This window comes from Streptomyces sp. NPDC107517 (assembly GCF_055582645.1).
The window spans coordinates 1-14460 of record NZ_JBVJPM010000009.1; the positions used below are offsets into that span (position 1 = coordinate 1).

At 70.9% G+C, this 14460-nt stretch carries 12 protein-coding genes and 1 pseudogene; 10 read left to right on the forward strand and 3 right to left on the reverse strand.

The features are described from left to right. Positions 1–244: 244 nt before the first annotated feature. From ACZ67T_RS21220 to gdhA, 3 genes are all read left to right on the forward strand, one after another. Positions 245–475 (forward strand): CBS domain-containing protein, encoded by a 231-nt coding sequence (locus tag ACZ67T_RS21220; RefSeq protein ID WP_469985961.1) that lies wholly within the window; start codon positions 245–247, stop codon positions 473–475. A 36-nt stretch (positions 476–511) separates the two neighbouring features. Continuing rightward, positions 512–1111 (forward strand): Rv1733c family protein, encoded by a 600-nt coding sequence (locus ACZ67T_RS21225; RefSeq protein ID WP_469985962.1) that lies wholly within the window; start codon positions 512–514, stop codon positions 1109–1111. Between the two features lie 452 nt (positions 1112–1563). Next, positions 1564–2910 (forward strand): NADP-specific glutamate dehydrogenase, encoded by a 1347-nt coding sequence (gene gdhA / locus ACZ67T_RS21230; RefSeq protein WP_469986392.1) that lies wholly within the window; start codon positions 1564–1566, stop codon positions 2908–2910. Positions 2911–2912: 2 nt separating this feature from the next. Here the strand turns inward: gdhA and ACZ67T_RS21235 are convergent, their stop codons facing one another. Continuing rightward, the gene (locus ACZ67T_RS21235) at positions 2913–3728 is read right to left on the reverse strand and encodes an EamA family transporter (RefSeq protein WP_469985963.1); all 816 of its coding nucleotides are present in this window, start codon (positions 3726–3728) and stop codon (positions 2913–2915) included. Positions 3729–3886: 158 nt separating this feature from the next. Between ACZ67T_RS21235 and ACZ67T_RS21240 the strand changes: the two genes are divergently transcribed. The 7 genes and pseudogenes from ACZ67T_RS21240 to ACZ67T_RS21270 all read left to right on the forward strand — a co-directional run bounded on the left by ACZ67T_RS21240 (position 3887) and on the right by ACZ67T_RS21270 (position 11641). Then, positions 3887–4741, forward strand: coding sequence for a LysR family transcriptional regulator (locus tag ACZ67T_RS21240; protein WP_469985965.1), 855 nt, complete (start codon positions 3887–3889; stop codon positions 4739–4741). Between the two features lie 25 nt (positions 4742–4766). Next, a pseudogene (locus ACZ67T_RS21245) lies at positions 4767–4886 on the forward strand (pirin family protein); the annotation flags it as partial. Between the two features lie 390 nt (positions 4887–5276). Then, positions 5277–6506 carry a serine hydrolase domain-containing protein gene (locus ACZ67T_RS21250; RefSeq protein ID WP_469985966.1) on the forward strand — a complete coding sequence of 410 codons (1230 nt, stop codon included), beginning with the start codon at positions 5277–5279 and terminating at the stop codon, positions 6504–6506. A 105-nt stretch (positions 6507–6611) separates the two neighbouring features. After that, positions 6612–7478 (forward strand): acyl-CoA thioesterase, encoded by an 867-nt coding sequence (locus ACZ67T_RS21255; RefSeq protein ID WP_469985967.1) that lies wholly within the window; start codon positions 6612–6614, stop codon positions 7476–7478. A 91-nt stretch (positions 7479–7569) separates the two neighbouring features. Further along, positions 7570–7731, forward strand: a complete 162-nt coding sequence (locus ACZ67T_RS21260) for a hypothetical protein (RefSeq protein ID WP_469985969.1) — start codon at positions 7570–7572, stop codon at positions 7729–7731. 105 nt (positions 7732–7836) lie between these two features. Then, a complete protein-coding gene (locus ACZ67T_RS21265) occupies positions 7837–9381 on the forward strand; it encodes a long-chain-fatty-acid--CoA ligase (protein WP_469985970.1) in 1545 nt (514 codons plus the stop codon). A gap of 199 nt (positions 9382–9580) precedes the next feature. Next, positions 9581–11641: a SpoIIE family protein phosphatase gene (locus ACZ67T_RS21270; RefSeq protein ID WP_469985972.1), complete on the forward strand. Its 2061-nt coding sequence runs from the start codon at positions 9581–9583 to the stop codon at positions 11639–11641. A 58-nt stretch (positions 11642–11699) separates the two neighbouring features. On the opposite strand, the gene ACZ67T_RS21275 is transcribed toward ACZ67T_RS21270, so the two are convergent. Both ACZ67T_RS21275 and ACZ67T_RS21280 read right to left on the reverse strand, forming a co-directional pair. Then, positions 11700–12398: a FadR/GntR family transcriptional regulator gene (locus ACZ67T_RS21275; RefSeq protein ID WP_469985973.1), complete on the reverse strand. Its 699-nt coding sequence runs from the start codon at positions 12396–12398 to the stop codon at positions 11700–11702. A 64-nt stretch (positions 12399–12462) separates the two neighbouring features. Next, positions 12463–14430: a hypothetical protein gene (locus tag ACZ67T_RS21280; protein ID WP_469985975.1), complete on the reverse strand. Its 1968-nt coding sequence runs from the start codon at positions 14428–14430 to the stop codon at positions 12463–12465. Positions 14431–14460: the final 30 nt, after the last annotated feature.

The window sequence follows — 14460 nt, forward strand, 5'->3', positions numbered from 1 at the left end:
CCGTGAGACCGCCCCCGCACGATCGAAGTCCCGCTACACTCCCGCCACCCGGCGAAAAGACCAGGTCAGACAGCGAAATCCTGCTGGAGTACTAGTGGCGGCTCGTAGAAGGACGTAGCGGGGTCACGGTCTGTAAGGGACCGACCGGGTAGCCTCCCGGGCCCATTCGGCCCATGACCCGCACGGCACGAACCCGCAGCCTGAAAAGTGTCCGATGGCGGCAGCCGAGCCCTTGGAGGACGCCATGAACGGCACTCCGACCGGCGTGCACGATGTGATGCGCCATCGGGTTGTGGCCCTGCGCACCGGCGCGTCCTTCAAGGACATCGTGAAGGCGATGCGTGAGTGGCGGGTCAGCGCACTCCCGGTGCCGGACGATGACGGGTTGGTCCGTGGAGAGTGCCCTGACCGGACCGCCCCGGCACCGCCCCTCGACCCCGGCCTTCCGGACGCCGGCCACACCCGCGCGGCCTGACGCAGAGCGGCCGGCACTGGACCAGAGGCGGCGACGATGACAAGGACAGTTCCTGTAAAGGCCGCCTCACTGAGGTGGCGCTGGCGACGCAACTCGCTGCGCCGGCACAGCGATGTGGTCGAGGCCTGGCTCGTGCTCGTCATCTGGCTGCTCGCGGTCGCCACCGGCCTTCTGGCGGGTGTACTGGTGGTACAGGCCGTCGACTCGGCCTTCTCGGCGCAGGCGGCCAAGGCTCATGCCGTGACTGCGGTACTCACTGATCGAGCGGCGGGTACCGGGCCCACCACCGGGGGTTACGACGACGGCAGAGTATGGGCGGCCGTGCGCTGGACGGACGCTGACGGCGCGGTGCACACCGGCGAGGCGAAGGTCCTGCCGAGGGCGCCGGCAGGCACGCGGGTCACGGTGTGGACGGACGGGAAGGGCGGGGTGGTGCCGGCACCTGCCACCGGCGCCGAGGCGACGCTGCAGGAGTCCTTGGCCGCCATCCTCGTCGCGCCACCGGTCGCTGCCGCGGTCTGGGGCGCCGGCTGGGTGGTACGTAACCGGCTCATCCGGCGGCGCTTGGCCGAATGGGACGAGGAGTGGAAACAGATCGGCCCGCAGTGGGGGAACCTCAGTGGAGGAAGAGGCTGAGACCCACCACTTCGCGGCTGCCGGCACCGAGCCTGCTGCGGCAAGATGCCCCGCTCATTCGTTTGCGCCCCTTGGAATGGTGCACCCTCACGCACCTTGTCTTCCCTGCCTGCTGGCACGCTGCTCGAGCTTGGGGGTGGCGCTGATCGCGTACTACTGGGGCGTCGCCTCCGGATGCGCCACGGAAGAGATGGCGCATGCCGTCGCGATCGACGTCGACAGGTCGGCCCGCACCGAGCCCGCACCGAGCCCGGGCCGACCGCGGCAACGGGCGCCTGACAGCAGCCCCGTGAATGCGCGGACGCCCACTCCTGCACATTGCGACACCTGCCGAAACGTCACCGTGAGTCTTCCCGGCTCCCGTACGAAGGGGAGAAACGCCACCGAGCTAGTGTGCAGGCACTCCACCTGGCAGCGGCGCCGGGATCTGCGAACGGGAAGGTCACATGCCCATGGACACCAAGGCGTACCTCGAGGACCTCTACGGGCAGGTCTGCCGTCGCAGCGCGGGGGAGGGGGAGTTTCACCAGGCGGTGGAGGAGGTGCTGCACTCCCTCGCGCCGGTGCTTGAACGGCACCCGGAGTACGTGGACGCCGGGATCGTGGCGCGTCTGTGCGAGCCGGAGCGGCAGGTGATGTTCCGGGTTCCGTGGGTGGATGACCAGGGCGCTGTCCAGGTCAACCGCGGTTTCCGGGTGGAGTTCAACAGTGCGCTCGGCCCGTACAAGGGGGGTCTGCGCTTCCACCCGAGCGTCAATCTCGGCATCGTGAAGTTCCTGGGCTTCGAGCAGATCTTCAAGAACTCGCTGACGGGTATGGCGATCGGTGGTGGCAAGGGTGGATCGGACTTCGATCCCAAGGGCCGTTCGGACGGCGAGGTCATGCGGTTCTGCCAGTCCTTCATGACCGAGCTCTACCGGCACCTGGGCGAGCACACCGACGTGCCCGCCGGGGACATCGGTGTGGGGGCCCGCGAGATCGGCTACCTCTTCGGTCAGTACAAGCGGATCACCAATCGGTACGAGGCGGGCGTCCTGACCGGCAAGCCGGTGGCCTGGGGCGGATCGCACGCCCGCACCGAGGCCACCGGCTACGGCACGGTCTACTTCGCCCAGGAGATGCTCGCGACCCGCGGCCAGGACTTCGAGGGTCGCCGGGTGGTCGTCTCGGGCTCCGGCAACGTCGCCCTGTACGCCATCGAGAAGGTCCATTCCCTGGGCGGTCGCGTGATCGCCTGCTCCGACTCCTCGGGGTACCTCGTCGACGAGGACGGCATGGACCTGGCGCTGCTCAAGGAGATCAAGGAGGTGCGCCGGGAGCGGATCTCCGCCTACGCCGAGGCGAAGCCGACCGCACGTTTCTCCGCTCGCGGCACGGTGTACGACGTCTCGTGCGACATAGCTCTGCCGTGTGCGACTCAGAACGAACTGCGCCGCGAGGACGCCGTCGCGCTGGTCAAGAACGGCGTGCTGGCCGTCGCCGAGGGCGCCAACATGCCCTGCACCCCTGAGGCCGTCGGGGTGTTCCACGAGGCCGGGGTGCTCTTCGGTCCGGGCAAGGCCGCCAACGCGGGTGGCGTGGCCACCTCCGCGCTGGAGATGCAGCAGAACGCGGCCCGCGAAACGTGGACCTTCCAGCAGACCGAGTCCCGCCTCGCCGCGATCATGCGTGACGTCCACACCCAGTGCCGTGAAACCGCCGAGGTCTACGGCGCCGCCGCGGACGACTACGTCCTGGGCGCCAACGTCGCCGGCTTCCTGCGTGTTGCGGACGCCATGAACGCGCAGGGAGTGATCTGAGGTCAGCGCCTGGTGCGGGCGAGCATGCTGAAGGCGTTCGCCGCGACGATCGCCCCGATGCCCGCCCACTCCGGCCCGCCCAGATCCTGGCCGAGCCCGATCCGGCCGACGAGCGCGGCCAGGAGCGGGTTGACGCTCATGAAGAGGCCGAACGCCTGGGCGGGCACCCGGCGCAGGGTGAACAAGTCCGCCAGGTACGGCACCGCCGAGGAGAGCACACCGGCGGCGATCGCACAGCCCACGGCACCGGCGGACGGCGGGTGGTGGAGCACCACGACGACGCCGACCGGCATGAACATCGTGGCCGACACGAGTGTGGCCGCCGCGGAGCCCTGAGCACCGGGGACGCGGCGGCCGACCTCCCGGTTGAGCAGGATGTACGAGGCCCAGCAGCACGCCGCGAACAGGCCCAGGCCCATCCCGACGTAGTCCGCGGAGGGCTGTGGCCGCATCAGCACGACGACGCCCGCCGCGGCGACCACCGCACAGCACGCGTCGATCCGCCGCCGCGCCCCGGCCAGCGCGATCGCCAGCGGCCCGAGGAACTCCAACGTCACCGCGAGGCCCAGACCAATGCGGTCGATCGCGCTGTACAGGGACAGATTCATGGAGCCGAACACGACGGCGAGCCCCAGGACGGGCTGCCACTGCGCCCAGGTGAAGCTCCGCAGACGAGGGCGTGCGACAGCCGTCAGGACGACGGCAGCCACGTACTGGCGTACGGCGACCACACCGACGGGACCGATGGAGGGGAAGGCGAGCGAGCCGACCGCCGCACCGGTCTGGTTGGACAGGCCGCTGCCGATCATCGTGGCCACACCGACGAGTCGGCCCCTGGGCGGCTCGGGAGGCGCTGAGGGGGCACGGAGCTGAACGGGGGTCGACGCGGATACGCGTGCGGGTCGCATGCAACGAGCGTGCAGCCCGGGGACGCTTGCACAAAATGCGTTCGCCGCGCCAGCTATACGCTTGGGTTATGAATGTGGAGTTGCGGCAACTGCGCTGCCTTGTCGCCATCGTCGATGAGGGCAGCTTCACCGACGCGGCCATCGCGCTCGGCGTCTCCCAGGCCGCTGTGTCCCGTACTCTCGCGGCGCTCGAACGTGCCCTGGACGTAAGGCTGTTGCGGCGCACTTCCCGCGAGGTGACGCCGACAGCGACCGGCCTGCGCGTGGTCGCGCAGGCCCGTCGCGTGCTCGGTGAGGTGGACGACCTCGTCCGGGAGGCCACCTCGGGTCACACCACCTTGCGGATCGGCTACGCCTGGTCCGCGCTCGGCCGCCACACACCGGCGCTCCAGCGCCGCTGGGCCCAGGCACATCCCGAGACCGACCTGCACCTGGTCCGCGTCAACTCCGCGACGGCCGGTCTGGCGGACGGTGCCTGCGATCTCGCGGTGGTCCGCCGTTCGCTCGACGACCGCCGCTTCGACTCCGCCATCGTGGGCCTGGAGCGGCGCCTGGCCGCCCTGTCCACCGATGACCCGCTGGCCTCGCACTCCGCGATCCGTCTCGCCGACGTCGCCGACCGCACCCTGCTGATCGACCGCCGCACGGGTACCACCACCGTCGACCTGTGGGCGCCGGACTCCCGCCCCGCGGTCGAGGAGACCCACGATGTCGACGACTGGCTCACCATCATCTCCAGTGGCCGCTGCGTCGGCATGACGGCGGAGTCCACCGCCCACCAGTATCCGAGGCCTGGAGTGACCTACCTGCCCGTGCAGGACGCCGAGCCGATCGCGGTGCGGATCGCCTGGTGGCGGGACGACCCGCACCCCGCGACCCAGGCCGTGATCGAACTGCTCACCGCGCTCTACCGCACCGGCTGAGTAATGAATGGGCAGCCAAAAGCTTCAGGCCCGGGAAGACCGGACGAGCGGGTCGAGGTTCGGCGAGGTGAAGGGGTACGAAGACGATCCGCTGACTGCTCCCGAACTACCCCCTGTGCCGCTCGAACCGCGAGGCCGAGTGCGCCGAGCCGCGCGGCGGGCGCGGCCGGACCCGTCATCGGCGTGGTCGGAGACCCCGTGGACGACAGGAATCCGGCGGTGGCCGGGTTCGCCTGTTCCAAGGGTGGGTGATGCGAGAACTCGCATGGTCCGTAAGGGACTTCGTAAAAATTTGCTACTCCCGGGAGACGGGGGCCGTCTTCTGGGATCATCGGCCGGGATGAACCTGCAGGGGGGCTGGCACGAGTCAGCGAGGATGTGGCGTGCCCTGATACGGGCCGCGTGACCTGACCGGACGGAGTCCTGCGCGGGCCGGCCCGCGCGCGCCGCTCGTGGCTTCCATGAGCGGCGCACGGGACGGGTTCCGCACGATCGGGCGCTGCAGGTATCGAAGACCGAGGTGGGGAGATTGACGATGGGGACTGGCATGAGCGGCTTCACCAAGACGGGGTTGGACAGGGTGCACGACGTGCTGTCACGGCATGTCGACTCGGGGAAGATCCCAGGCCTGGTCGCGCTGTTCAGCCGGGGTGACGAGACGCATGTCGAGACGATGGGGACGGTGCGTCACGACGGCGGCGCGCCGATGCGCCGGGACACGATCTTCCGGATGGCCTCGACGTCCAAGCCGGTCTCGATCGCGGCGGCGATGGTGCTGCTCGACGAGTGCAGGCTGCGCCTCGACGACGCCGTGGACCAGTGGCTTCCGGAACTGGCCGACCGCCAGGTGCTGAAGCGGGTCGACGGCCCGCTGGACGAGACCGTGCCGGCGCGCCGGCCGATCACCGTACGGGACGTGCTGACCTCCACGTTCGGCCTCGGCATGGATATGACGGTGCTCGGCACGCCGATCATGAACGCCGTCTTCGAGCAGGGGATCACCCCCAATCTGCCGGAGCCGATGCCCGAGCCGGACGAGTGGATGCGCCGCCTCGGCACGCTTCCGCTGATGTACCAGCCCGGAGAGTGCTGGCAGTACCAGATCAGCAGCGATCTGGTGGGCGTGCTCGTCGCCAGGGTCACAGGGCAGTCGTTCGAGTCGTTCCTGCGCGAGCGCGTCTTCGAGCCGCTGGGCATGAAGGACACCGGGTTCCACGTGCCGGCCGACCAACTCCACCGGCTGCCGCCGCTGTACGCCCCCGACCCGGGGACCGGCGAGTTCCAGGTGTGGGACGACGCCGAGACGGGACGCCACAGCGCGCCGCCGGCGTTCCAGGGCGGGGGCGGCGGGCTGAACTCCACCGCGGACGACTACCACGCCTACTTCCGGATGCTGCTCAACGGCGGGATGCACGAGGGCGAACGGATCCTGTCGCGGGCCGCCGTCGAGCTGATGACCACCAACCGTCTCTCGCCCGAACAGCACGCCGCCCGGCACAAGTTGGCGGTCGACAACGTCCATGTGTCCCACGGCCAGGGGCAGCACGGTGGCTGGGGCTTCGGGATGGCGGTGCGCACCTACCGCGGTGACTACGCGCCCGTCGGCCAGTTCGGCTGGGACGGCGGAAGCGGCACCTCGACCTATGCCGACCCGGAGAACCAGCTCACCGGAATCCTGCTCACCCAGGTGGGGGCGTCCGTCCCGGATCCGGTGCATCTCATGCTCGACTTCTGGACCACGCTCTACCAAGCGATCGACGACTGACCGGGGGAGGACGGCGACGCGAGCCCGGCGCCGGAACAGGGGGCCTGCGGGTGCGCTGATCACGAAGGGTGGACAGGCTGGGTGCGTGGCCTGCACACTTAACGAATGATCAGCAGAGTTCTGGAGCAGGCGCAGCCCTTCGGCCCCCTCGGCAAGGGTGAGCGCCTCGCCCTGGAGGACGTCGGCTCGGGCGTCCTCCAGGGGTACTGCCACGCCGGCCGTGCGGCGCGGCGCGCCTACGGCGGGGCGGTCGTGGGCCAGGCCCTGGCCGCGGCGTACCGCACCGTCGAGGACGACCGCGCCGTGCACTCCCTGCACGCCTACTTCCTGCGCCCCGTCACGCCCGAGCGCCCCGCGCGCTACGTGTCCGACGTGGTGCGGGACGGGCGGAGCTACTCCGTGCGCCAGGTGACCGCCACCCAGGGCGGCAGGGACGCGCTCACGATGAGCGTGTCCTTCAAACTGCCACAGCAGGAAGGGAGCCCGCGACAGCCCGGCATGCCGGCCGTTCCGGGACCCGAAGGCCTCGACGACGGGTTCGCGTTCCGCCCGGCGACGCATCCGCTGCGCACGGCGGTGGAGTACCGGAAGGTGCCGGACGTCCACGGCGCGGTCGAGGGGCAGATCGAACGGTTCGGGTGGTTCCGCACGGTCGGCGCCCTCCCCGACGACCCCGCGCTGCACGCCTGCGCCCTCGCGTACATCTCCGACGCACCACTGGCCCCCACGGCCCTCGTGCCGTACGGGGAACCGCGGCCGGCCGGCGTCGTCCTCGCCTCGCTCGACCACGCGATGTGGTTCCACCGCCCGTTCCGGGCCGACGCCTGGCTCCTGTACGCCTGCCGCAGTCGCCTCGCGGGCGACGGGCGGACCCTGGCGTACGGCGAGTTCTGGGACCGGGACGGGAGGCTCGTCGCGTCGGTCGTCCAGGAGGCGCTGCTGCGGATACGGGAGGAATCCGGGCCCGCGTGAATCAGCCGCCCGGCTCGCCGCATGGGCAGCATCTGCATGTGCGGCATGACTTAACGATCGTTCAAGGAGGGTCGGCGGAGACGGGAAAGCCATGCAGATCAACACCGGTTCGTCCGCCCTCGTCACCGGTGAGGCCTCCGGCCTCGGGCGGGCGACCACCGAGCGCCTCGTCGCGGGCGGTGCCCATGTCGTCATCTTCGACCCGTCTGGACGGCTCGATCCGCATGGCCCCAAAGCCGCGAACCGGTCTTGAACGTGTGCTCAACGCATTGACGCCGTGCTGCCGGGCCGGGATGCTCACGGTCCGGTCCCGTCCTGTGACCAGTCGCCGAAGCCGACGCCGATGGAGGACTCCCGCATGGGCCCCTTCCTGCCCGACGCCGTACGACAGCACGCCGCGCTGAACCCCGACGCTCCCGCCGTCACCGAAGGCTCACGGACGCTGACCTTCGCCGAGCTCGATCGGCGGGGCAACCGTGTCGCGCAGGCCCTCCTCGCCGAGGGTCTGCCCAAGGGCGCCCACGTCGGATATCTCGTACGCCCCGGCATCCTCTCGGCGGAGCTCCTCATGGGCTGCGCCAAGGCGGGGCTCGTCGCCACCCCGCTGAACTGGCGCCTGGCCGAGCGCGAACTGGTCGCGGTCGCCCAGGACGCCGAACTCGCCGTCGTCCTCACCCAGACCGAGTTCCTGCAAGGCGCGCGTGCCGTCCGTGCCGCGCTTCCCGGCATCACCCTCGTCACCGGGAGCGAGGCGGACGCGGGCGAGCACACATACGAGAAGTGGCTGGCCGCGGCGAACGATGTCGACCCGGGCGCCGGGAACGAGGACGCGGTCTTCCTCCAGCTCTACACCTCTGGCACCACCGGGCTGCCCAAGGGCGTCCAGCTCACGCTGAACAACTGCAGCGCGAGTGAGGACCAGCTGTGCGAGATGGGCTGGACGACGGCGTCCGTCTCCCTGAACGTCATGCCCGTCTTCCACATCGCAGGCACCGGCTGGCTGGTGAACGCGCTCGCCGCGGGCGCCCACACGGTACTGGTCCCCGACCTCGTCCCGGCTGCCGTCGTCGACCTCATGGAGCGCCATCGGGTCACCCACACGTTCTTCGTGCCCGCCATACTCCACCTCCTCACCACACTGCCCGACATCGACGAACGCGACTTCTCCGCGCTCCAGTTGATCGTCTACGGCGCCTCGCCCATCACGCCCGCACTGCTGCGCCGCTCCATGGAAGCGTTCGGCTGCGGCTTCTACCAGAAGTACGGCCTCACCGAGACGACCGGTTCCGCCTCGCGGCTGCTGCCCGAGGATCACGTCGTGGACGGCCCGCGCTCGGCGCTGCTGCGGTCGGCGGGCAACGTGTGGCCGGAGGTCGAGGTGGCCATTGCCGACCCGGTCACGGGCGATCATGTGGCGCCGGGTGTCGTGGGCGAGATCCTCACCCGCTCCCGCCAGGTCACCCCGGGCTATTGGAAGCGGCCCGAGGAGAACGAGGCGCTGTTCACCGCCGACGGCTGGCTCAGGACCGGCGACGCGGGATACCTGGACAAGGACGGCTACCTGTTCATCACCGACCGGATGAAGGACATGGTGATCACGGGCGGCGAGAACGTGTACCCGATCGAGGTCGAGTCCGTGCTCGCCGAGCACCCCGCGGTCCTCGACGTCGCCGTGTTCGGAACCCCCGACGAAAAGTGGGGTGAGGCCGTCACCGCCGCCGTCGTCCTGCGGCCCGGGGCGGAGCCCGCCACCGCGCAGGACCTCATCGACTTCACGCGCGAGCGCATCGCCTCGTACAAGAAGCCGCGGATCGTCCACTTCATGGAGGAGCTGCCCCGCAACCCCAGCGGCAAGATCCTCAAGCGGGTCCTGCGCCAGAATCTGGCCCCGCGCGAGCCCTGATCGGCGGGAACACGCTGATCGTCATGCCGCCCATACGGGGAAAGGTGTGCCGCATATGCGTAGAAATGCGTGATAAATCCCACAAAGATATGCTCGGAGGGTTCCCGGCGTCGACGGCGCGGGGCTGGACGGAGCGCCGGAGGCGACAGGCCCGGCCGGCTGACCGGGGCTTCCCGGCTCACTTCTCCGGAGCGAACGCATGGCAGGACGGCGCAGGGCGGAGATCGGCCTCGGGGAGCGCCTCGCCCTGAACCGCGTGGGCACCTTCGAGTGGGATGTGGAGGGGGACACCCTCGAGCTGGACGCGGCGGGCCTCGCCGTCCTCGACATCGGGCCCGACGAGTACGACGGCCGGCCCGAGTCCTTGCTCTCCCAGGTCGCGCCCGAGGAGGGCGCCCGGCTCGGCGCCGCCGCGATGACGGCGATCCACGCGGGACGCTCCTCTTTCGGTGCCTACTTCCGCATCCGGCGCCGCGACGGCGAGCAGCAGTGGACACATCTGCGCGGCCGAGTCCTCAGGGACGAGCACGGCACACCCCGGCACGTGGTCGGCATCGTGCGGGACGCCGGCGCGGACCGCGCCCAGCTCGCCATGACCAGCCCCGTCCAGCTCGGGGGGTGGCAGCGGATGACCACCGTCCTCCAGGGCGCCGCCGACGCCCTGTCCCGCGCCATGACGGTGGCCGATGTGACCGCCGTCCTCACCGGCGCGGGCGGACTCGAACGCTTCGGCGCCGACGGACTCGTCCTCGGCCTCGTCGAGGGTGACGCGCTCCAACTCATCGCCCTGTCAGGCGAATCGACGCCCATGCTCGAAGAACTCGAGCTGCACCGCCTCGACGAGTCGCTGCCCCTCGCCGAGGCGGTGATCACCCAGCGCCCCCGCTTCGTGACCTCCCTGCGCCAACTCGCCGACACCTTCCCGCGCCTCGGCCCCCACGTGAAACGCCTTGAGCTGGACGCGGCCGCTTTCCTGCCGCTGGTCGCCCAGGCCCGCTCCGTCGGGGGCCTCGCGCTCCTGTTCCGGGGGCGCGACGAGTTCACGGCCGAGGACCGTGACCTGTTCCTCGGCCTCGCGAGCGTCGTCGCCCAGTCCCTTCAGCGGGCCATCCTCTTCGACAGCGAACGCGACTTCGCCATGGGCCTCCAGTCGACGATGCTGCCCCGGCACATCCCCGAGTTCCCGGGCGTCGAGATCGCGGCCCGCTACCACGCGGCGGGCCGCGGCCGGGAGGTCGGCGGCGACTGGTACGACGTGATCCCGCTGCCCCGGCGCAGGATCGGGATCGTCGTCGGTGACGTCGAGGGGCACGACACCCGGGCCGCCGCCGTCATGGGCCAGTTGCGCATCGCGCTCCGTGCCTTCGCGGGTGAGGGCCACCCGCCGTCCACAGTCATCGCGCGCGCCTCGCGCTTCCTTGCCGAACTCGACACCGACCGCTTCGCCACCTGCACGTACGCCCAGGTCGACCCGGCCACCGGAGATGTACGAGCGATCAGGGCCGGCCACATGGAACCGCTGCTGCGGCACGCGGACGGCCGCGTCAGCACCCCACCGGTGCGGGGCGGGCTCCCGCTGGGCCTGGCCACGGAGTTCGAGCAGGAGGAGTACCCCGAGACGCGGCTCGACCTGCTGCCCGGCGAGGCGTTCATCCTTTTCACCGACGGCCTCGTCGACCATCGGGGGCGCGACGTGACGGCAGGCGTGAAGGCCATCACCGAAGCGGTGCGTCACGGGCCCGTCCAGGCGCGCGCCATCGCCGAGCATCTGTCGGCACGGCTCTCGCAGGCCACGCCGACCGCCGACGACGTGGCACTGCTCGTCCTGCGCCGGGACCTCGACCCCGGAACCCCGCTCGCGCCGCGCATCCACCAGTACCTTCACCCGGCGGACCCGCAGGGTCTCGTCGAGACCCGCACAGCGCTGCGAAGCGCCCTTGAGGACTGGGGATTCGCCGCGGTGGCGGACGACATGGAGGTCGCCGCCGGTGAGCTGATGGTGAACGCGCTCCTGCACACGGAGGCCGGCGCCGTCATCACCCTCGAAGTCCTGCCGGGGCCGGTGCGGCGCGTCCGGCTGTGGGTCAAGGACCGGTCGAGCGTCTTTCCGCGCCGCCGCACTCCGGGCGAGGCGGCGACATCGGGGCGCGGGCTGCTCTTGGTCGACGCGGTCGCGGACTGCTGGGGCGTCGAGCCGCGGGGGGAAGGCAAGGCGGTGTGGTGCGATTTCGTGGAGCCGGAGCCGGCTGGGCGTGCCTAGGGTCTTTCGTTCGGCTCAGGCCCCGCTCCCTGTCCCGGGCTGAGCCGAACGTAAGTCCCTAGGACACGGCGAGATCCTCGCCGGTCTCGTCGAGATGGGCCGCCATGGCGGCGACCGCATCGTCCGGTGAGCCCGTCGCGATGGCGGCCAGGATCCGCCGGTGGGCCGTGATGGTCGCCCGCTGGCTGTCGCCCCGGCGGGACCGCCCTTCGTAGCTGGCGAGACGGTGTGCGGTGAGGATGTCCGAGAGTGACTCCAATACGAGTGCCAGCATCCCGTTCCCGGCCATGCGCGCGATCTCGTGGTGGAAGGCGAGGTCGAGGGCCACGAAGCGGTCGCGGTCCTCGACGGCGTCCTCCATCTCGTCGAGCAGCGTGGCCGCCGCGTCGGGGGAGGCGTCGCCGGACGCGACCCGCGCCGCCGCCCGGGACGCCAGCGCGCCCTCGATGGCGGCGCGCGCGTCCAGGACGTCCGCGAACTCCAACGACTGCTGGCGCAGCCGGAATTGGAGGATCTGCCCGAACACCCGCGCCGAGGGGACGTTGACCCTGGCCGGCCGGCCCTGGCTCGACACGAGGATCTCGCGGGCGGACAGCACCCGGATCGCCTCGCGCACCGCGAGCCGGTTGACCCCGAACCTGGCCGCGAGTTCGCCCTCCGAGGGCACGTCGTCGCCGGGCTCGAGCCCCGACTCCTCGATCAGGTCGACGATCTCGCCGGCGACCTGATCGAACAGCGTGGTGCGGCGCACTGCCACGTGGAAACTCCTTCGGGGGATGTGCCGGGCGGGCCCCAGCGTACCGTCGACGTCACGGCGGAAATCAGGCGTGTGCGCTGCTCAGCACCACGTACTCCCACTGTCCGAGCGGGCGCGACAGCAGCGGACGGTCGTCGCGCCAGGCCGCGGTGAGGCGTTCGCCCCTGGCCGTCACCTGGACCACCGAGCGCGGTTCCGGCATGCCCTGGGGCAGCCGGAGCCGGAAGTCGTCGGCTTCGTCCGGCGAGGCGTTCCACACCACGACGCGCCAGTCCGTGCCGTCGGTCAGCGCCTGTGTGACGAGCCACGGATGCCCGGTGGCCCGTGCGTGCGCACCCCGCGACAGCCAGTCGAGTACGGCGCCCAACTGCGCCTCGCGCTGCGCGTTCATCAAGGTCGTGCCGGGGGTGTGGGCGGGCCAGGGGGTGACGGCGACCCGGCCGCCCAGCGCGTTCTCGTACAGGAGGAGTCCGCTGCCTCTCTCGCGGTCGAGCTGATCGCGGACCACGCTGGCGACGCGCGCGTCCGGCGCGGGGTCGAACGCGACCACGGTGGAACGGTCGTAGCTCTCGGCGTCCAGCGAGATCGCGCAGCCGGGGCGCAGGGAGAATTCGGGGTCGGTGCAGATCTCGCGGGAGTGACCCTCGGGGGACGGCCGCGCCCCCGTCACGCCGATCAGCGGGCCGTAGCCGCGCTCGAAGAGGATCCGGGCCGCCACCGAGTCGAGCAGCAGTCCCTGGCTGAGCCACTCGCGCAGTTCGGCGTCTTCGAATGCCCAAGTCGCCTCCCCCGAGAGGGCGTTGACGCTCGCGCCGCCCCGGGCGGTGACGGCGTGGCCCGCGGCGCCGAGCAGTCCGGCCCATGAGCCGTGCGGGACGACGAGCGACCGCCAGCCCGCACGCTCCGTGTGGGTGCGCCTGCCGGTCCGCTCCGACCAGGGCAGCCCGACGCCGACCGTACGGAGGGTCTTGGGAAACGTCTCCGAGAGCCAGTCGAACGTGTCCCGCCACTCCGAGAGGAAGGAGGCGCGGCGGGGTTCGTCGTCCGGGTGGTTGCCGAGGAAGTCGTAGAGGCTGATCGCGAGGCCGTCGCTGCCGAGGACGTGGGCCAGGGACATCTGGGCGCCCGTCTGGCGGAAGGACTTGTTCCAGTGTCCGTAGGGCCAGCACTCGATCTCGGGGAAGCTGCGGAGGCCCTCGGGCTGCACCGCGCGCTGCATGTCCAACTGCTGGATCGCGCACGGAAGTTCGGGTCCGGCGGCGTCGGAGTAGCCCCAGAAGTGCGGGCGGTGCAGGGCCGGGAGGTCCAGCCAGGACTGCCAGTCGCGGCCCTCGGCGGCGTGGGAGTCCGTGCGTGAGGACATCAGGCCGAGCCGGTCGCCGAGTATCTCGCGCCAGGACGTGAGGAGTTCACGCTGCGTGTTGTCCCAGAAGTCCAGCCAGCGCTCCCGCCAGGGGTGCGGGTCGCCGGGCGCGGTACAGGCCGCGACCAGCTTCTCGCGCGTCGTCTCGATGCCGGTGCGGCGGGCGAACTCGGCCAGGTGGAGCGGGCAGAAGCAGCCGCCCCAGTCGAGCGGACGGTGGTTGTGCAGCCGGATGTCGTCCTCGATCCACACCGTGTCGACGTCCTCGGCTGCGTACAGACGCAGGGTCTGCGCGAAGTACGCGCGCCAGCCGGGGTCCAGCGGGCACACCTGCACGTCGGCGGCCGTCCCGTGCTGGTCGGTCATCGTCTGCCAGGTCTGGCCGGGCTTGAGGGAGCGGGCCCAGTCGCTGTGGCCCACGGTGTGGCCGGGGTTGAGGCTCACGGCGATGCCCTCGGCGCGGAGCCGGGTGCGCCAGGGGCGTGTGGCCGCCAGCCAGTGCGCGACGCCGTCGAGGCTCTCGTGGCCGTCGTTGAACTCCAGGCCGAAGAGGAACACGCAGATCTCCTCGGCTCGCGCCGCCCGCGCCAGGGCGAGCAGCCTGTCGCCGGCCTGCGTCGGATCGTCGGCCGGATCCACCTGGAGTCGGAGCACATAGCGTGAGGTCACTCGTTCGCACCTTCGGTCTCGGGGCCCGGC